Here is a 17,872-nt window from a genome sequence, read left to right as displayed (position 1 = left end):
TAAACCCCCCTCCCCCCCCCCCAAACCCCTCGCCGGCCCCCGGTGGGCCCCCCCCACACCCCCGCGGGGCCCCCCCCCCGCCCGGGGGGCCGCCCCCGCGCTGCTGTGCCGGCTCAGAACCTGCGGTTCCGTGCGGTTCTGGGGTGGTGGGTGCTTACGGGCGGGTGAGGCGGTACGAGTAGCTAACCCCTCGCGTTGAGATTTCACCGGTCAGACTGGTAACCCGGGTGCCGGCGCCAGTACATCCAGGCGTGCCGACCGTCGCTCCCCACGGGGTCTCGAACCGGAGCAAGCCCCTGCCGTTGAAGTCCTCCAGCAGAACGGGGAAGGCTGTTACGGCCTCGTCATTGATGGCCGGGCTGGCGAGCTCCGCGCGGAGAGAGCCGTTGGGGATCTCCTTGAACACCTGCGGAGTCAGCGTCATGGTGACGCCCGAGGGATTCCCGGCTGCGGCCAACGTGCCGGTGAAACCCGTGTCAGCAGTGCCGGCGGCTGTGGCGACGTAATCCGAGAGCAAGCCACCGCAGGTGTCGGTGATCACGCTCCTGGCCTTGTAGTCCACAGCGTTGGCGGATGGCGTTGCAAGCAGGGCGGCTGTGGCCGTCAGCGCGATGAAGGCGAGACCACGCATGGTGTGATTCATACCCCGCCAACGATCCCGGTACGTGATCGTTTCGGTCCGGGCATATGAATGCCGAACGACGTGTCCCCGAGGCCTTCAAGCTGCCCGTAGCGACCTCGGTCAAAGTATCGGGAAGCGGGTCAGCGCGCCGGGTGAGGGCGGTAGACAATCCGCACCTACTGATCAGCCGGAACACGGCAACAACCACTGCGGCGGTGGGCAGGTTCTGGATGGACAAGCTGGTCAAGCAGCTGCCGACGGGCATCGACCGGCTACGGGCAGGACCGCATCCTCGAAGAGGCTCTCGCCAACGGCGCCGACCCCCTTCACCTCGCGCACGTCTTCCCCCTCGGTGCCAGGACCAGCCTCCGTTACACGTCCGCCGTCGCCACTTCGGCCGCCGAACAGGATTCGCGCCCTCGGTGAGCAGATCGAGGCCGCCAAAGGGCGGGGGGCTCAGATCTGACGGTCGTTCCGATGGCGGCCAAGGGCCCGACCGAAACGCTCTGAGATGCCCGGCATAAGGCTTTCACCGTCAGCTGGCCGGTCCAGGCCGAAGACGTAGCCAGGGAAGTCCAGTTCCTTCTGCACAGCCCAAATTGCCTCGTGATCCTGGGGCGGAAGAATCCGCGCCGGGTCGCCCACGGCTACCCAACCGATCGGCACCATCGAGTCGGCGGGCAGCACCGTGCGCAGGTGCACGATGCCGTTGATGCGCACCTCCGAGCGCGTCCCGATGCGCGCGCCGTTGAACACCCGGCTTCCGGTTGCCAGGAATACCTCGTCCTCCACCGAGCATCCGGTCAGGTACGAGGTGGGGCCGACCAGGACCTGCCGCCCCAAGCTCAGCGGATCGCGGCGTGTCCCGCGCAGGACCGCGTTCTCCATCACGATGCAGCCCTCGCCGAGTTCCACCGGGCCGCCCTCGGCAGTGAGCACGGCGCCGAACAGCACCCGACACCCCGCTCCCACCCGCACGTCCCCACTCAGTGTCGCGGTCGGCGCGACATAGGCCGTGGGATGCACGGTCGGCGAACAGCCCTCGTGATCGATCAACATGTCGGCGATCATGCCGCAGCCTGGGCCATTTACGCGCGCCATTCCACCAGGTAAGACCGCAGGCGCCCGGCACCAGGCTGTTCAAGGAGCAAGACATCCCCATGGGCAATCGGCGCCGGTGTGCAGAAGCCCGAGTCCCTCGTCCGGCGACAGTGCGGGCCACCGCCCGAGGCAACCGGCTGGGGAAGGAAAAACGGACCTGGGGATTCTCTGTACTGAACCGAGGTGCCCATGCGGGTTCAAGTTTCCGCGGCCATCCGTGGGTTCATCCCGAGCACCCTTCAGAAATCGCGAACTCGCGGAGGTTCGGAATCGAGAGCTTCTACTGCCGGCCAGGCATCGAGGGCGCCCACGAGAAGGGCGGAGTGGAAGGGCAGATCGGCTACTTCCGCCGCAACCACTTCACCCCGGTGCCCGCGGTCGACTCGCTGGCCGAGCTGAACGAACTGGTCGATCAGTGGGACCTGCGTGACGGGCGCCGCCGGATCGGTTCGCGGCCGCGGACCATCGACGAGTACTTCCAGGTCGAGCGCCCGCTGCTGATGCCGCTGCCCGAGGAGCCGTTCGAGACGGGACGGCTCTTCACTCCGAGGGTCGACCGATACAGTCAGATCGCAGTCCGCACGAACTCAGGCCGCCCTGGCGTCCCGTTCGTCTTCCGCGTCCCGGCCATCGAGGACGCGGAGGCGGCCGGGTGGCCGGCTGCCCTAGCGGGCTTCCCGCTCGGGCAGTGGACCGCCGACGCCCGCCACTTCTACAACCGCGGCGACATGGACCAGGAGCGCGTCGACCAACTGGAGAAGCTGGGCATGGTCTGGTCCCACGCCGACACCGCCTGGGCCGAGGGCCTGGCCGCCGCGCGCGGGTGGGCCGCCGAGATGACCGCGGTCATGGAGCCGGCGCGGGAGCTGCGGAAGGCGATGAACGAGCACCAGGCCGGGCCTGCGTTCTGGTCAGAGGCATACGCCCTGATTGACGAGATGGAGGGCGGCATGACACCCGGCGAAGACCGGTTCAGCAACCGGCCGACCGTACTGGGATCAGCGCACGAACTGAGTCGGTGGCTCGATAAGCACCCCGCGCAGTAAGCGGCCACAGCCCGTGAACGGTCCTGTACGGCGGAACCCATGCTGGCCTGAGGAGATGCGTGCGGCGAAGCGTCCCTTCGGTCAGCGGTCTCGGCAGGAGGAAGACGGGACAGGCCGTCTCCAGGCCAGCCACCGAAGCGCCGCTGTCGCGATGCGTAGAAGTCGAGCGCCTGGTCGAAGTCCGCGCGTGAGAAATCCGGCCACAGGCACGCTGATCACCTGGGCTGCGATCACGCTGATGACCAGGCGAATCACCCGTCGGCAATTCCGCCGATCCGGTCAGCCGGCCCCCGCGAGCACACCCGGGACTGACAGTTCACCACCACCCCACCCCACCCCGCTTGTCCACTCTCACACGACGAGCACCGGGCTGAGCCGGATCCTTCGGACGGGGGCGGCTGCACGGCCAAATCTCTCTGCCCCACCTTCGATGTCGGATTCTCAGTCGGGGAGGCCCCGGACGAATCCGGCGATCAGCGTCGCCACTGCTTCCGGGGCTTCCAGGACCATGGGATGGCTGGCGTCGATCTGAGTGACGGTAATCGTCGGCCGGTTACGGGCAAGTTCGGCCAGTTCTGCGGAGAGCCCACGCGCGAACCGAGCGGAGAGATCGGCGAACCATTCCATCGCGGGACTCGACGGTGCCAGCTGGCCAGCCTGTACCAGCAGCAGTGGGCATTTCACCCCGTCCAGCCAGGCGGTGACACCCAACGCGCCGAGCTTGTCGAGCTCGCCGTACATCTCCAGTGCCGCCGCCCGTTCCGGCAGCGTCTGCCAGCCACCGCCCGGTATCGGACGTACGGCTGCCCGGGCTGCGGCCTCAGCACGGTCGGAGGGAATCCCGTACCGAGCGGCGTGGACAACTTGCTCCTGAATGTACGCCGGTGGCGCGACCACCCCGGCTGACGAGCGGAGCAGTTCCCCCACCTGCTCAGAACCGGGATACTCACCGGCCCGTCCCCACCAGAAGCCGTCCAGATTCACAGCAGCACGGGCACTGCCCTCATACGCCCGCGCGTACTCAACAGCAACCAGCCCGCCCAGGGAATGACCCACCACAACAGCCTCCGGGACCCCATGCGCGTCCAGCGTGTCCGCGATGTGCTGCACCACGGTGGGGATCGTCCAAGGGGAAATATCGGGGGAACGGCCGTGCCCAGGCAGATCAACGGCCAGGACACGATGCCCCGCAGCGAGCGCCGCAGCCGTGGCGTGCCAGTCGGCCAACGACCGACCCGCACCATGCACCAGAACCAGCGGCAGGCCGTCGCCCCCATGGTCACGAACGTGCAGCAGCGTCATGATCTCCACGGTAGGGGAACACACAAGATCCAAAGCACCGAACCCCACGATGAGCCCCCTCAACTTGGCATGTAGGGCTCAGGAAGAGCTTCCTACCAACTCTCGCACCTGCAGTTGGCCGGACTCCTGGAGCGCGTCGCCCGCCACTCTCGCCGGAAGACTCGTAGACCGCGGGCGAGGTGAGGGAAGGCCGTACGGCAGCCGCCGGGCAGCCTCCCCCCCACCGCAGGGACGGCTGGTCCTCCCGAGGAGCAGCGAGCTGACAGGGGTCGAGAGCAAAGCCTGGGCCGACGCTCCGCAAAATGTCATCGACCTGCGATTCTTCGCCATCGTCACTGATCAGATCGGCACCCCCACTGAACTCGTCGACGAGGACGGCCGCATCGCCTGGCGCAGCCGGAGCACGCTGTGGGGCACCACGGTCTGGAACCGGGACGCCACCGCACACACGCCACTGCGTTTCCCCGGCCAGTACTTCGACTCCGAGACCGAACTTCACCACAACTACTTCCGCCACTACGACCCGCAGAGTGCGCGCTACCTCACCCTTGATCCCCTGGGTTTGGACCCGGCCCCCAACCCGGCCACCTACGTGGACAATCCCCGCACGGACTACGACCCGCTCGGCCTTACACCGTGCGACGAGACAGACCCCACCTGGGGCGGCCGCGTTCGCTACACCAGCGGCCCCGGAGGCCGCGCGGGCGTCATGCGCGCGACGATCGAACCGGGCATGACCGGCGGCACCACCCGGCCACCCTCCAAGGTCCTGGGCTACGAGAAGCGCAAGAACCTCAACAAGACGCATCTCCTCGGTGCGCAGATCGGCGGATCGAACAAAGACTCGCGCAACTTCGTCACCATGCACCGCTTCGCCAACTCACCGGTCATGAAGAAGATCGAAGACCAGATCCGCGCTGCGGTCGACGCGGGAGAGACCATCGAGTACACGGTCACCCCCATCTACTCAACCAACAATCCCACCGATGTGATCCCCAAGGGCCTGATGATCCACGCTCGCGGAAACCGGGGGTTCCAGTTCACTCCCTACGAGGGCGGATCAGCGGCCAATCACATCACTATCCTTAACGTCCCCAAGTACTGACCTGCCGACAGGAGCATCGTCATGAATCCCGCTGTGGAACGCCTCGCCCAGCTTATCCCTCCGCCGCAGGACACGGGTGCGCGCGACTGGGCGGACGTCCAGGGCCGTCTGGGCCGCGCCCTGCCCGAGGACTACAAGGAGCTCATCGACCTGTACGGCGGTGGCCTCTTCGACGAGACGATCTGGGTCCTCGAACCTGACTGTGCGGACAAGAACTACGACCTCTACAGCATGGTCGAAGAGCGTGCCGAAGTTCTGACCCGACTGTGGGACGGAGATCGCGGAGAGCCCAAGCCCAGCGAGCTCACCTCCCCCGGCACCGGCCTGGTGCCCTTCGCCTACATCGAGGGCACCGGCGCCTTTCTGTACTGGCTCACCCGGGAAGGCCAGAACCCTGCGGGCTGGACCGTAATGGCCGATGCCGGTCGCGGACCCGAGTGGGAGTCCTACCCTGTTCCCTGCGTCGAGTTCATCACGGCTGCCCTCACTGGAGAGATCCGAACCGACGTTCTCAGCGAACTTCCCGCCGAAACCCACGAGTTCGAATCGAACGACGATATCTTCTGAAGTCCTTCATGGACTTAACAGGCAGTCCCAGCCCGTGCCGGAGTAAGACGGCCGTCGCGGGCGGTAAGGGTGAGTGCGGCCGTGTTCACGACAGTGAGGCCCGGACTGCGTAAGGGTGGTGGTTCTTCGGCCAGTTCGAGGGCCGCGCGTTCGGCGTCGGTGAAGACGGTGGCCTCCCGCCAGGCCGCGACCAGGTGGAGGCGTACGACGGTCTCACCGGCGGCGGCGTCCTAGGTGTGCATGTCGATGCATCCGGCGCAGCCATTGCTCTGGCTGGCGCGGAGCATCACCAGTTCGCGGGTCGTGGCCGGCAGGGTCGAGTCCCCGAGGGCGTTGCTCGCCGCGATGATGTGCTCTTCGCCCGCGCCAAGAAGCGCATCGCCGCCGGAGGGCAGGACGCCGACAGCGCGCCGCCCCCGGCGCGCCGGGCGGAGGTCAGGAGCTCGCCCGCAAGTTCTTCGAGGCCGCCGAGGGCGGCGACATGGACGCGCTTCTCGGCATGCTCGCGCCCGACGTCGTGTTCCACGGGGACGGCGGCGGCAATGCACGGGCGACCAGGAACCCGGTGACCGACCCGCACCGCGTCGGCCAGCTGCTCGTCGGCGGCATCCGCCGGGTCCTCATGCTCGGCGCCGCCCTCCGGCCGGCCTGGATCAACGGCCGCCCCGGCGCGGTGACGTTCGACGCCACCCCCTGACCGCCCCGCACAACCCCGGCACCGACACCACCCGCGCCGCCGTCCGCACACGCGTGACCATGGCCGACCCCGACAGCCCGGCGGCCGGGCCGGGCACCGCACCGGCGGCGGCCGGTCCGGGGGTACGGGAGCGAGCCGCACTCCCAGGTGGCGCTGGACACCACATGGGCTCAGCCACTTCTCCCCGCACCGCCCGGTCTTCCGCGTCGGAATGGGGTGAGACGCGGCCATCGGGCAAGAGCGGGAACCGAACCCGGCCCTGCCAGAGACTGGTCGCAGCCGATGCCTCACGGTCGCCGGCGAGGGTCCACTCGGCCCTACCGGCCTCAGCAGACCAAGGCAGAGCCTTGAAGGACGGGCCGGACGAGTAGGCCGGAATGAGCAATCATGATGCGCCCGTGCACGCGCTGATCGAGGAGTTCTTCACCCAGTGGGATCCCTCAGCTGGTGGTCAATTGATCAGCCCTCACTTCGAACTCGATGCGTCCGTCGAGTGACTCCAGTCCCCAGGGGGCGACGGAGATGTTGACCGTGTCCGCGGTGCCCGAGCCGGTGCCGCTGGCCAGGATGTCGCAGAGGATTCCCACCTCGACGGGATAGCTGGAGCCGGGGTGCAGGTCCTCACCGCTGAAGACGGGCCACTTGTCGATGAAGGTCCATTGCTGGTGGTGGGCGTCGGTGAAGCGGACTTCGACCAGGCCGGGCTGGGGTTCGTCATCGACCCATCGGACCGCTTCGCAACGTAGGAAGACCATGGCCAGACTCTGCCATCACGGCCTGCGGTCGGCAGCCGGATTTCTCGGCTGCCGACCGGTCGATGGTGCTCTCACCGAGCCCTGCGGAGAAAGACGACATCGGGAAGGCCGGTGGGAACCGACGGCCGGGCAGCCTCGGGTGTCGCGAGCAGGGCGACGATGGTGACGGGCTGCTGGCAGTGGGGGCAGTTGCGGGTCGCGGCCGGTTCCAGAGGATCCCGTTCCGGGGTTTGCCGAGAAGTGGCTCGCACTGCCGGCTTGGGTGCCGGCGGCACTTCGGGCAACGGAAGCGGGAGCGGCGGAACCGAGCGAGACGCTTCCCCGAGACGGCGGGCCCGATCCTTTTCCCGGGCCTGGTCACGGAGGCGTTCGGCGTCCCTTCGGCAGGTCGGAGAACAGTAGACCTGCCGGACTGTCTTCGGTGAGTCGAAGGTTCCGTCACAGACGGGGCAGATCCGTTCCTCCATGGAGTTCGGCGCTCGGCGCGGCGGACGCCGCGGCGCTCGCAACGGCCGTCAGCACGGCGGCGGCAAGAAGCGTGACGAGTCGGCTGGCCCGGGAAACGCTGGCCGGGGGAACAGGGGGCAGGTGTTCACGGGAACGGTCGTCCGCGTTCCCCGGCCGGGGGCGATCGAGTGTTCGTAGACATCGGGCTTGAGATGGGGGGCTTCGTCGACGTACCTTTCCTGCCTGCCGAGACAGACGCCTGGCCAACGGAAGGATCTGTCCGCCGCAGGGCGGGCGCCCGCCCAAGCACAGTGGCGAGTTCGTCTTCGGCCGCCCGAAACCTGGGGCGGGGTAGCGGTGGTGACCGTGACCGACACCGAACGATACGGGGCGGTGACCGCACAGGCATGGGACCGGCGCGCTACCAGTACGAGGGACAGCCGTACCGTGACGACTTCTCCGTCCGCTACATCGACTCGAACGAGAACCAGGAAGCTGGCCGGCGCCTCGGCGCCTGGTACGACAACGACCGGCTCCTGAGCCATGACCCGTTCATCGTCGTGATCGGCGACTGACCGGACCAGAGGGCCGAACCACAACGCGGGGCCGGCCCACCGACCGGCCCCGCACCCATTTCACCCGGCCCTCTACCGGGCAGCCGTGCGCCAGATCTGAATCAGGCAGTATTGATCCGTACCGTCCATCTTCTCCTCGTGCCCCGCCGGCATCAGCAGCGGCTCCCGGCTCCCCGCCAACGGCGAGGTGAAGGGACCGCGTTCACGGTTGAACACCCACTGCCACCGCATCCCGTACGAACCGGCCGAGGGTAGAACCAGGGGAATCTCCCACTGCCCTCCGTCAATGGTCTCCACCGCGAGCTCACCCCCGGGAAGCTCCACTTCCACCTCCTCCGCACCGGACCACGAGCCATCACCCACCGCGGGAGTGGTCGACCAGCTCTCCAGACGCACCGCCGCCCTGATCACCTCGGGCGGCACTTGCAGATACACCATTCCGGGGGCGGATAGGAGCCACTTCGTGCGGTCCGCATGCGGCGAGTACGTGTCGACGCTCGTATCGACCAGTCCGAATAGGCGATAACTCGGGGAAACCGTGGTCTCGAAACCATCCAGCATCCTGCTCAAGGGTCACCTCACATGTCATCAACCGAGCCGCGAGTAGCAGTATGTCTTCGAACACGTGGACGACCTGACGACGCTACGCGACAGCCGCTACCGAAGCGCCACGGGGAAGCAGACGGAAGAGGCCGGCTTCTCCACCCAGGAGAAGGCGATCGACCGCCTCACCAAGGTCTACCAGGAGAAGCGGGCCGCACCCAGGAACCAGAGCAAGGCCGAGCGCATCCAGAAGTACGGCGCCATGCAGTTCCGCGAGTACACCGCGGAGTGGAAGGCCGGCCAGCGCGACCTGGCCGAGTCCTCGCTCCGCACCCTAGAGTCCCTGCTCAAGCACCACATCCTCCCGACGCTCGGCAGTCGCCGGATGAGCACCTTCGACCACAAGGTCCTCGACGGCTTCATCCGCACCATGGAACGCAACGGCGCCGGCCTCGCCACCCAGTCCAACGCCTTCGACAAGGTGAAGTCGGTCCTCCTCGACGCCTACCGCCTCGGCATCTACACGGAGAACCCCGTCCTGGGCGTGAAGCCCCCGCAGTACGACCCCGAACGCGCGGTGATCCCCTCCCCCGCCCAGCTCCGCGACACCGCCGGTGACGACCGGTTCCTCCTCATCGCCGACCTCATGAGCGGCTGCGGCATGCGCAACGGCGAAGCCTTCACCACCCCATGGACCCCAGCAGGCCGTTCCTGGCCTACTACATCCAGAACCAGTGGCAGCGCATCAAGCGCGCAGGCGAGGTGGACATCCCCGACGGCATGGTGATCTACAGCCTCCGCCACTTCTTCGCCTCGAACTGCCTCACCAACGGCATCCCCATCACCGTCGTCGCCGAGTGGATGGGCCACAAGAGCCTCGACACCACCTTCAAGATCTACCGCCACCTGATGCCCGGCTCCATCGGCAAGGCAGCCAAGATCCTCGACGTTGGTCTGGCCGCCTGACACTGCTTCGACGGCCAACCTGAAGGTCCGTGAATGGCCTTGTGAGGGAGGGCAGGCCACTGCGGCGGTGAGTGCGCTGAGCTCCGTGGAGCACTCACCCAGGATGCCCGCGCGTCCCGCCTTGCATAACCGCTCCTCCGCAATCCGGAAAGGGGCACGGCACGTTGCCTTCCCGTCCCACGCGTTCGAAGATTCCTTCAACTGCGCTACGGGAAAAAGTGGATGGGCGGCGGCCTCGGGACCGGACTCCGCAAGCTCCCCGGGCCCTACAGGCTGCGCGCCGCCTCGACGCTGTCGGCGACCTGGAACAGGCCCCGCGCCTCCGTGAGGTCCAGGAGCCGGCCCAGCTGAGGGGGAACCGGGCCTGCCAGCACCAGGCGGCCCGTGCGCAGCAGGAGCAGCATCTGGTTGAGCATGGAGGAGTCGGCGAAGCCGACCTGGCTGACGTCCAGGACGATCCTGCGTACCTCCGGGTCGGCGGCGGCCTGCTCGCTGGACTCCTTGAGCGGCTGCAGGGTGTCCTGGTCGAACTCCCCCACGCAGACGATGACGCGGATCCCGTCCTCTGCCGGCTGTACCCGTACCTGCTGGTCCACCTGTACTCCCTCACATCGTTTCAGCGCAGCCCGTCCCCAGCCCGCTGCCCGCCGCAACAACCGAAGGCTACGCGCCCCCGGGCCGGTCAGTGCACCCGGACACCGATGAGGCAGGTGTCGTCGTCGGTGTCGGAGGTGCTGTAGGTCAGCAGGTTGTCGAGGCGCTTCTCCAGGGAGTCCGCAGGGCGTGACGCCACGGTGAGCAGTTGCGCCAGGGAGTCGGTGACGGAGGCGTCCCGGCGTTCGACGAGGCCGTCGGTGTACATGAGCAGGATGTCCTCGCGTTCCAGTTGCACTTCTTCCTCCGTGTACGCGATGTCGGGCAGGGCTCCGAGGAGCGTGCCCGAGGCGAGGGGGAAGGCCCGGGCCTCCGTCCCCCTGACCAGGACCGGGGGCAGATGGCCCGCGCGCGCCCAGCGCAGGGACCGGGTCTCCGGGTCGTAGATCCCGCAGACGGCGGTGGCCGTCAAATGGCTGGTGAGGTGGTAGGTGACGGTGTTCAGCCAGGACAGCAGCTGCGCGGGGCCGGCGCCGGTGACTGCCAGGCCGCGCAGCGCATTGCGCAGGACGACCATGCCGGTGGCCGCCTGGATGCCGTGGCCGGCCACGTCCCCGACGCTGATGAGGATCTTCTTGTCGGGCAGCACGACCGCGTCGTACCAGTCGCCGCCGACGAGGGATTCCGACTCCGCCGGCCGGTAGCGGACGGCGATGCGGATGCCCGGGACCTCCAGGGCGGCCGGGGCGGGCGGCATGATGGCCTGCTGGAGTTGCAGGGTGAGTCTGGTCCGGTCCGCGGATTCGGCCTCGCTGCTGGCGAGTTGGTCCCGGGTGGCCGCGAGGGCCACCTCCGTCCAGTGCTGCGCCGAGACGTCCTGGCAGGCGCCGCGTACGGAATACAGGCGTCCCTGCTCGTCCAGGACGGGTTCGGCCACGATCCGGATGTGGCGGGTGATGCCGTCGGGGCGGCGCAGCCGGAAGTCCACCGACGACTCGCGCAGCCGGTGCAGGAGTGTGCGCAGGAACCGGCCGATGGAGTTGACGTCGTGGGGGTGGGCGTGGTCGGCGAGCTCCGCCAGGGGTACGGGGGCGGCTGTCGTGGGCAGCCCGAACAGGCTGAACAGCTGGCCGTTCCAGGTGATGGCGCCGGTGCGGACGTTCTCCTCGAAACCGCCGACCCTGCCAAGGCGTTGCGCGTGCTGCAGGAGGCTGGCCAGCCGTGCGGTCTCGTCCTCGACCTTCCAGATGAGGAGGAGGGCGGCACCGTGCCGGCTGATGCTGACGTCGGCGACCGAGGTGAGGGGCACCTCGTCCACGAAGGCCGTGAGCGTCGTACGCGGCGCCCGGCAGGGTTCGCCGGTCGCGTAGACCCGCTCCAGCTTGGAGAAGAGGCCGTTGCCCTCCGCGGCGGCCGGATAGGCCTCGAGGAAGTGCGCGCCGGTCACGAGCGAGCGGGGCCGGCCGGCGGGGTCGACGAAGCGGTTGTTGGTGTGGTGGATACGGAAGTCGGAGAGCCGGCCGGCGGGATCGAGCTGGGGTGTGAGGATGAGTACGGGGTCGTGGAGGTGGTCGGCGAGGTCGGTCAGTTCCGCGACGCCTGCCAGGTCCGAGCCCGGCGTGGTGCGGGGCGCCTCGTCGGCGGACTGCTCCCCGAGGGTGTGGGCGCACAGTTCGGCCATGGCTTCCAGCTGCCGCAGGATCTGCGGAGGCTGCGGGGGCAGCCGGTCCGGCCAGCCGACCTCGAGCACTCCGTGGATGCGGCCGCCGGTTCCGGCCGGGACCACGATCCGTCCGCCCTCGGGGTGCCGGCGCCGGCCGATGGTGGGGATCCCCGCGTCGGAGAGCGCGGCCACGACCGTGAGTTCCCGGCCGTGCAGGGCCAGCCGGGCGCAGGTGGCCACCTCCGGCGGGACGTAGCGCCAGCGGCCGGCCTCCTCCTCCGTGAACCCCGCCTGGCCGACCAGGGTGAGCGAGGAGTCCGCGCCCACCAGCCAGATCGCGACGCCGCAGGCGCCCAGCGGTGCGAGCGCGTTCTCCAACAACGCGCCGGCCACGGCCTGGGAGTCGGTCGCGGCCAGCGCGCGGCTCTCGGCCGCTCGCAGCCGGACGGCGGGGGCGGGTTCGTCCGGGTCGGAGGGCTCTGCGGCGGCGGTTCTGAGGAACTGCTCCGCGATCTCGCTGACGTGGTCGCGCGCAGCCTGGTTGATGACGTCGACCGCCAGGGCCAGGACGGTGACGCCCGACTGCTCCGCCAGCTTGGTCAGCTGCCGGGAGGCCTCGGCGGGCCCGCACCCCAGCCGTCCCACGAAGATGCCCTTGGCCATCTCGATCAGCGCACGCCCGTCGGCGGCCCACTGGGCGTCCAGGGCTTCCTGGCGCAGCCGCTCCACGGTGGCGGCGAGCCGTCCCACGTCGTCCCCCTCCGCGGTGCCGGGCGCGCCCTGCTCCACCGTGCGACGGGCGGGCGGGACCCCCGGTCCGCCCGTGCCGGTGCGCGAGCGGACCCGCGGCCGGGGCGCTCCGGGCTCGTCGTGGCTGTCGTTCACCGGGATTCGGCGTCTTCCGTGCGGGCGGCTGTGGGACGGAGCCACTGGCGGATGCGGGCGATCAGGTCGTTCGCGTCGACGGGCTTGGTGACGTAGTCGCTCGATCCGGAGGCGATGCTCTTCTCTCGGTCGCCGGGCATGGCCTTGGCGGTGACCGAGATGATGGGCAGGTCGGCGTACTGGGGCATGCTTCTGATCTCTGCGGTCGCGGCATACCCGTCCAGTTCGGGCATCATGACGTCCATCAGGATCAGGTCGATGCCCGGCGTGCTCGTCAGGGTGTCGATGCCCTTGCGGCCGTTCTCGGCGTGCAGGACCCGGATGCCGTGGAGTTCGAGGATGCCGCTGATCGCGTACAGGTTGCGCGGATCGTCGTCGACGACCAGGACGGACCTGTCCGCGAGGTCGGCGTCGATGTGGGCGTGTTCAGCCGGGGCGAGGTCGGCCTCCGGCCGTACGGGGGCCATGACCTCCCCGAGGCGGTCGACCGACAGGTGCAGGGTGATCCGTTCGCGGAGTTCGTCCAGGCTGGAGAGCACTTCGAGGCGCCGGCCGGTGGCGTACCGGGCGATCTGGTCCTGCTGCTCTCCGGTCATGCGCCGGTTGTCGTGGGCGAGCACCGGCAGGGCGGCCAGGGCCGTGTCTCCCCCAAGGGCCTGGAGGAAGCTCAGGGCTTCTCCGTTGGAGCCCAGTTCGAGTACCACGCAGTGGAACGGGGCCTGCGCGAGGACGGCGGCCGCGTCCGCGGCGGTCACGGCGCCGACGACCTCGACCTGGTCGGACGGGCCCTTGGCTGAGTGTCCCGCGACCAGATCGGTGGCGGCGCTCTCGGCGACGAGGCTGAGGAGACCGTTGCTGCGCTCCTCGATCACCAGGAGCCGCCGGGGGTGGCGCTCCTGCGGGGCGTCGGCACTGCTGTCACCCGGGCGGTCGCCGGAGTGGGCGGCTTCCTGCACGGCGGGGGCCTGCGCGTCCCGGTCGGCGGCATCAAAGCGCGAGACCGGCAGGTACAGCGTGAAGGTCGATCCTTCGCCGGGCGTGCTGGTGGCCGTGACCGCGCCGCCCAGAAGCCGGGCGATCTCCCGCGTGATGGACAGGCCGAGGCCGGTTCCGCCGTACTTGCGACTGGTGGTGCCGTCGGCCTGCTGGAACGCGGCGAAGATCACCTCCAGCTGTTCCTCGGCGATGCCGATGCCGGTGTCGACGACCTTGAAGGCGACCACCGAGCCGGCCCGCGTCAGCTCCGGGGGGAGCTCGGCGGCGCGCGCCGGTTCGATCCGCACCTGGACCCGGCCGCGTTCGGTGAACTTCACCGCGTTGGACAGCAGGTTGCGCAGGATCTGATGGAGCCGGGCGTCGTCGGTGAGCAGGTCGACGGGCACCCCGGCCGAGGTCGTGATGTCGAACTCGAGGCCCTTCTGGGTCGTCAGGGGCCGGAAGGAGGCTTCCACGTAGTCCAGGAGCCGCTTGAGCGACACCCGCTCCAGGTTGACGTCCATCTTGCCCGCCTCGACCTTCGAGAGGTCGAGGATGTCGTTGATGAGCTGGAGGAGGTCGGAGCCGGCCGAGTGGATGATTCCCGCGTACTCGACCTGCTTGGGGGTGAGGTTGCGGGACGGGTTCTGGGCGAGCAACTGGGCGAGGATGAGGAGGCTGTTGAGCGGGGTACGCAGCTCGTGGCTCATGTTGGCCAGGAACTCCGACTTGTACTTCGAGGCGAGGGAGAGCTGCTGGGCCCGTTCCTCGAGCTCCTGGCGGGCCTGCTCGATCTCCAGGTTCTTCGTCTCGATGTCGCGGTTCTGCGTGGCGAGGAGGGCGGCCTTCTCCTCCAGTTCGGCATTGGACCGCTGGAGTTCGTCCTGCTGGACCTGCAACTGCTCGGAGCGGGCCTGGAGTTCACCGGTGAGGCGCTGTGATTCGCCGAGGAGTTCGTCCGTACGGGCGTTGGCGACGATGGTGCTGACGTTGACGCCGACCGTCTCCATCAGGCGCCCGAGGAAGTCGCGGTGGACGGGGGTGAAGGGGTTGAAGGAGGCGAGCTCGATGACCCCGAGGACCTGGTCCTCGACCAGGATGGGCAGCACGATGAGGTTGGCCGGAGCTGCGCCGCCCAGGCCGGAGGAGATCAGGTAGCCGGACGGCACGTTGTCGGTGGTGAGGATGCGGCGGCTGCGGGCCGCCTGCCCCACCAGGGTCTCGCCCTCGCGTACGCGCAGGGCGGCAGTGGGGCTGTCGGCGGGCCGCCCGAACGACCCGATCAGCGTAAGCCAGGTCGTGCCGTCGGTCTCCTCGGCGAGGTAGAAGGCTCCGTAGCCCGCATCGACCAGGGGGGTCAGCTCGTCCATGACGCGTTCCGCGACGGCGGCGAGGTCGCGGTGGCCCTGCATGAGGCCGGAGATCCGGGCCAGGTTGGACTTGAGCCAGTCCTGTTCCTGGTTGGCCCGTGTCGTCTCGCGCAGCGAGCCGACCATGGAGTTGATGTTGTCCTTGAGTTCGGCGACCTCGCCGGAGGCGTCCACGGTGATCGACCGCGTGAGGTCGCCCTCGGCGACCGCGCTGGCGACCTCGGCGATGGCACGCACCTGGCGCGTCAGGTTGCCGGCGAGCTCGTTGACGTTCTCCGTCAGGCGCTTCCAGGTGCCGGAGACGCCCTCCACCTCTGCCTGGCCGCCGAGCCGGCCCTCACTGCCCACCTCGCGCGCCACTCGGGTCACCTCGGCGGCGAAGGAGGACAGCTGGTCGACCATCGTGTTGATGGTCGTCTTGAGTTCGAGGATCTCGCCGCGGGCGTCGACGTCGATCTTCTTGGAGAGGTCGCCGTTGGCGACCGCCGTGGTGACCAGGGCGATGTTGCGGACCTGGCCGGTCAGGTTGTTCGCCATGGAGTTGACGTTCTCGGTCAGGTCCTTCCAGGTGCCGGCAACATGGGGCACCCTGGCCTGGCCGCCGAGCCGGCCTTCGGTGCCGACCTCGCGGGCCACGCGGGTCACCTCGTCCGCGAACGCGGACAGGGTGTCCACCATCGCGTTGATGCCCCCCGCCAGCGCCGCGACCTCGCCCTTCGCCTCCACGGTGATCTTCTGTGACAGGTCGCCGCGGGCCACCGCCGTCGCCACCTGTGCGATGGAGCGCACCTGGCCGGTCAGGTTCGAGGCCATCACGTTGACGTTGTCCGTCAGGTCCTTCCAGGTGCCCGACACGCCCCGGACCGTGGCCTGGCCGCCCAGGTTGCCCTCGGTGCCCACATCCCGGGCCACGCGAGTGACTTCGTCGGCGAACGCGGACAGCTGGTCGACCATCGTGTTGATGGTCTCCTTCAGCTCCAGGATCTCGCCGCGGGCATCGACCCGGATCTTCTGCGAGAGGTCGCCCTGCGCCACCGCGGTGGTGACCTCGGCGATGGAACGGACCTGGGCGGTGAGGTTGTCGGCCATGAAGTTCACCGAGTCGGTCAGGTCGCGCCAGGTTCCGGACACCCCCTTCACGTCCGCCTGCCCGCCGAGCCGGCCGTCGGTACCGACCTCGCGGGCCACGCGCGTGACCTCGTCGGCGAACGCGGACAGCTGGTCGACCATCGTGTTGATGGTCTCCTTCAGCTCCAGGATCTCGCCTCGGGCATCGACCCGGATCTTCTGCGAGAGGTCCCCCCGCGCCACCGCGGTGGCGACCTCGGCGATGGAACGGACCTGAGCCGTGAGGTTGCCGGCCATGAAGTTCACCGAGTCGGTCAGGTCGCGCCAGGTTCCGGACACCCCCTTCACGTCCGCCTGCCCGCCGAGCCGGCCGTCGGTGCCCACCTCGCGGGCCATGCGCGTGACCTCGTCGGCGAACGCGGACAGCTGGTCGACCATCGTGTTGATGGTGTTCTTCAGCTCCAGGATCTCGCCCCGGGCGTCGACGGCGATCTTCTGCGACAGGTCGCCCTTGGCGACGGCCGTCGTCACCTGGGCGATGTTGCGGACCTGGTCGGTGAGGTTGCCGGCCATGGCGTTTACGGAGTCCGTCAGGTCCGCCCAGGTTCCGGCGACCCCCGGGACCACGGCCTGACCGCCCAGGGCGCCCTCGGTGCCCACCTCGCGGGCGACGCGGGTCACCTCCGAGGTGAAGAGGGAGAGCTGATCGACCATCCCGTTGAAGACGGTGGCGATCTCCCCCAGCAGCCCGTCGGCCTCGTCCGGCAGTCGGGTGCCGAAGTCACCGTCCCGTACGGCCGTCAGCCCGGCCAGCAGCCGACGGAGCTCGGGCTCCCCCACCGCCCCCGGATTCCTCGCACTCGCCGCTGCAACCGCCGGCTTGACCATCCCTGCCCCATCTCCCTGCGACCAGGCCGTGCCCGAGGCCTCGAACGTCCCCCGACAGGCTAATCCCCCGGCGGCCGCCTTCGCCCCCGAGACCGTCTACGGCCCGAACCGGCCTTCCCGCCCCTTGCTCGGGAAAACCGCGGCTGTCGGCACGGCCTCGGGGTAGACGCGGGGGTGACGCACGGTACAACGGCAGAGACGGGGTGAGGAATGTCGGTCAAGGCGGTGGGCTGGGCCCGTTCGTTTCCGATTGCGGAGGGCGTGCGCGCAGCGCGGCAGTGGACTGCGGGGCATCTGGCGTCGCTCCCGTGGAACCGTTCGGCGCCGGACACCGTGTCCTCCGTGCTGCTCTGCGTCTCCGAACTCGTCACCAACGCGCACCGGCACGCGCTCGGCACCGCCCATCTGGTGCTGACGTGGGACGGCCGCTGCCTCCACGTGAGCGTCGCCGATGCCGATCCGCACCTGCCCAGCCCGCGCCCATGCAACGCCGACGCGAACGCCACGTCCGGGCGCGGACTGGGGATCGTCGACGCCCTGGCCGATTCACTCGACGTCCACGCCTGCCACGGAGGCAAGGCGATCACCGCGTGCTTCCGTCCGGCCGGCGGGGCGGACCCGCACGGGGAGGACGGGCGGCACTCAAGTGCGTAGAACCGCGAGGCCGGGGCAGAAGGGCCCGGACAGCCGTCAGTCAACTGGG

General features: G+C 69.0%; 14 protein-coding genes and 3 pseudogenes. 8 read left to right on the top strand and 9 right to left on the bottom strand.

From position 1 onward, the window contains the following. Window positions 1-154 precede the first annotated feature (154 nt). Window positions 155-631, bottom strand: a complete 477-nt coding sequence (locus ACFWBN_RS34590; RefSeq protein ID WP_385183986.1) for a hypothetical protein — start codon at window positions 629-631, stop codon at window positions 155-157. 447 nt (window positions 632-1,078) lie between these two features. Beyond that, on the bottom strand, window positions 1,079-1,693 hold the full coding sequence (locus ACFWBN_RS34585) for a gamma carbonic anhydrase family protein (protein WP_385183983.1): 615 nt from the start codon (window positions 1,691-1,693) through the stop codon (window positions 1,079-1,081). Between the two features lie 293 nt (window positions 1,694-1,986). Between ACFWBN_RS34585 and ACFWBN_RS34580 the strand changes: the two are divergent. Beyond that, window positions 1,987-2,559: pseudogene (locus ACFWBN_RS34580) on the top strand (Helicase associated domain protein); the annotation flags it as partial. Window positions 2,560-3,210: 651 nt separating this feature from the next. Here the strand turns inward: ACFWBN_RS34580 and ACFWBN_RS34575 are convergent. Then, window positions 3,211-4,071 (bottom strand): alpha/beta fold hydrolase, encoded by an 861-nt coding sequence (locus ACFWBN_RS34575; protein ID WP_385183980.1) that lies wholly within the window; start codon window positions 4,069-4,071, stop codon window positions 3,211-3,213. Window positions 4,072-4,330: 259 nt separating this feature from the next. On the opposite strand from ACFWBN_RS34575, the pseudogene ACFWBN_RS34570 reads away from it, so the two are divergent. Both ACFWBN_RS34570 and ACFWBN_RS34565 read left to right on the top strand, forming a co-directional pair. Then, window positions 4,331-5,176: pseudogene (locus ACFWBN_RS34570) on the top strand (RHS repeat-associated core domain-containing protein); the annotation flags it as partial. Between the two features lie 21 nt (window positions 5,177-5,197). Beyond that, window positions 5,198-5,743: an SMI1/KNR4 family protein gene (locus ACFWBN_RS34565; protein ID WP_385183977.1), complete on the top strand. Its 546-nt coding sequence runs from the start codon at window positions 5,198-5,200 to the stop codon at window positions 5,741-5,743. A gap of 122 nt (window positions 5,744-5,865) precedes the next feature. Here the strand turns inward: ACFWBN_RS34565 and ACFWBN_RS34560 are convergent. Then, window positions 5,866-6,093: pseudogene (locus ACFWBN_RS34560) on the bottom strand (carboxymuconolactone decarboxylase family protein); the annotation flags it as partial. 131 nt (window positions 6,094-6,224) lie between these two features. Here ACFWBN_RS34560 and ACFWBN_RS34555 point away from each other — a divergent pair. Next, complete coding sequence (locus ACFWBN_RS34555; protein WP_385183996.1) at window positions 6,225-6,440, top strand: hypothetical protein; 216 nt, start codon at window positions 6,225-6,227, stop codon at window positions 6,438-6,440. A gap of 440 nt (window positions 6,441-6,880) precedes the next feature. On the opposite strand, the gene ACFWBN_RS34550 is transcribed toward ACFWBN_RS34555, so the two are convergent. After that, window positions 6,881-7,195, bottom strand: coding sequence for a hypothetical protein (locus ACFWBN_RS34550; protein ID WP_385183974.1), 315 nt, complete (start codon window positions 7,193-7,195; stop codon window positions 6,881-6,883). An 854-nt stretch (window positions 7,196-8,049) separates the two neighbouring features. Between ACFWBN_RS34550 and ACFWBN_RS34545 the strand changes: the two genes are divergently transcribed. After that, window positions 8,050-8,217 (top strand): hypothetical protein, encoded by a 168-nt coding sequence (locus ACFWBN_RS34545; protein ID WP_385183971.1) that lies wholly within the window; start codon window positions 8,050-8,052, stop codon window positions 8,215-8,217. A 72-nt stretch (window positions 8,218-8,289) separates the two neighbouring features. On the opposite strand, the gene ACFWBN_RS34540 is transcribed toward ACFWBN_RS34545, so the two are convergent. Beyond that, entirely contained in the window at window positions 8,290-8,778 is a 489-nt protein-coding gene (locus ACFWBN_RS34540; RefSeq protein WP_385183993.1) for a hypothetical protein, read from the bottom strand. Window positions 8,779-8,842: 64 nt separating this feature from the next. Between ACFWBN_RS34540 and ACFWBN_RS34535 the strand changes: the two genes are divergently transcribed. Together ACFWBN_RS34535 and ACFWBN_RS34530 are read left to right on the top strand one after the other, a co-directional pair. Continuing rightward, window positions 8,843-9,547, top strand: coding sequence for a hypothetical protein (locus tag ACFWBN_RS34535; protein WP_385183969.1), 705 nt, complete (start codon window positions 8,843-8,845; stop codon window positions 9,545-9,547). Continuing rightward, window positions 9,451-9,726, top strand: a complete 276-nt coding sequence (locus tag ACFWBN_RS34530) for a tyrosine-type recombinase/integrase (RefSeq protein ID WP_385183966.1) — start codon at window positions 9,451-9,453, stop codon at window positions 9,724-9,726. Before ACFWBN_RS34535 ends, ACFWBN_RS34530 begins: the two co-directional genes overlap by 97 nt. 266 nt (window positions 9,727-9,992) lie before the next feature. Here the strand turns inward: ACFWBN_RS34530 and ACFWBN_RS34525 are convergent, their stop codons facing one another. The 3 genes from ACFWBN_RS34525 to ACFWBN_RS34515 all read right to left on the bottom strand — a co-directional run bounded on the left by ACFWBN_RS34525 (window position 9,993) and on the right by ACFWBN_RS34515 (window position 17,169). Beyond that, window positions 9,993-10,322 (bottom strand): STAS domain-containing protein, encoded by a 330-nt coding sequence (locus tag ACFWBN_RS34525; RefSeq protein WP_328972036.1) that lies wholly within the window; start codon window positions 10,320-10,322, stop codon window positions 9,993-9,995. Between the two features lie 86 nt (window positions 10,323-10,408). Beyond that, entirely contained in the window at window positions 10,409-12,874 is a 2,466-nt protein-coding gene (locus tag ACFWBN_RS34520; protein WP_385183990.1) for a SpoIIE family protein phosphatase, read from the bottom strand. Beyond that, complete coding sequence (locus ACFWBN_RS34515; RefSeq protein WP_385183963.1) at window positions 12,865-17,169, bottom strand: HAMP domain-containing protein; 4,305 nt, start codon at window positions 17,167-17,169, stop codon at window positions 12,865-12,867. Before ACFWBN_RS34515 ends, ACFWBN_RS34520 begins: the two co-directional genes overlap by 10 nt. A gap of 210 nt (window positions 17,170-17,379) precedes the next feature. Between ACFWBN_RS34515 and ACFWBN_RS34510 the strand changes: the two genes are divergently transcribed. Next, complete coding sequence (locus ACFWBN_RS34510; RefSeq protein WP_385183960.1) at window positions 17,380-17,823, top strand: ATP-binding protein; 444 nt, start codon at window positions 17,380-17,382, stop codon at window positions 17,821-17,823. The last annotated feature ends 49 nt before the right edge of the window (window positions 17,824-17,872 follow it).

This window comes from Streptomyces sp. NPDC059989 (genome assembly GCF_042736975.1).
Classification (GTDB): domain Bacteria; phylum Actinomycetota; class Actinomycetes; order Streptomycetales; family Streptomycetaceae; genus Streptomyces.
Note: the sequence above shows the minus strand (reverse complement) of the source record. Positions and strands in the feature narration are given on the sequence as shown.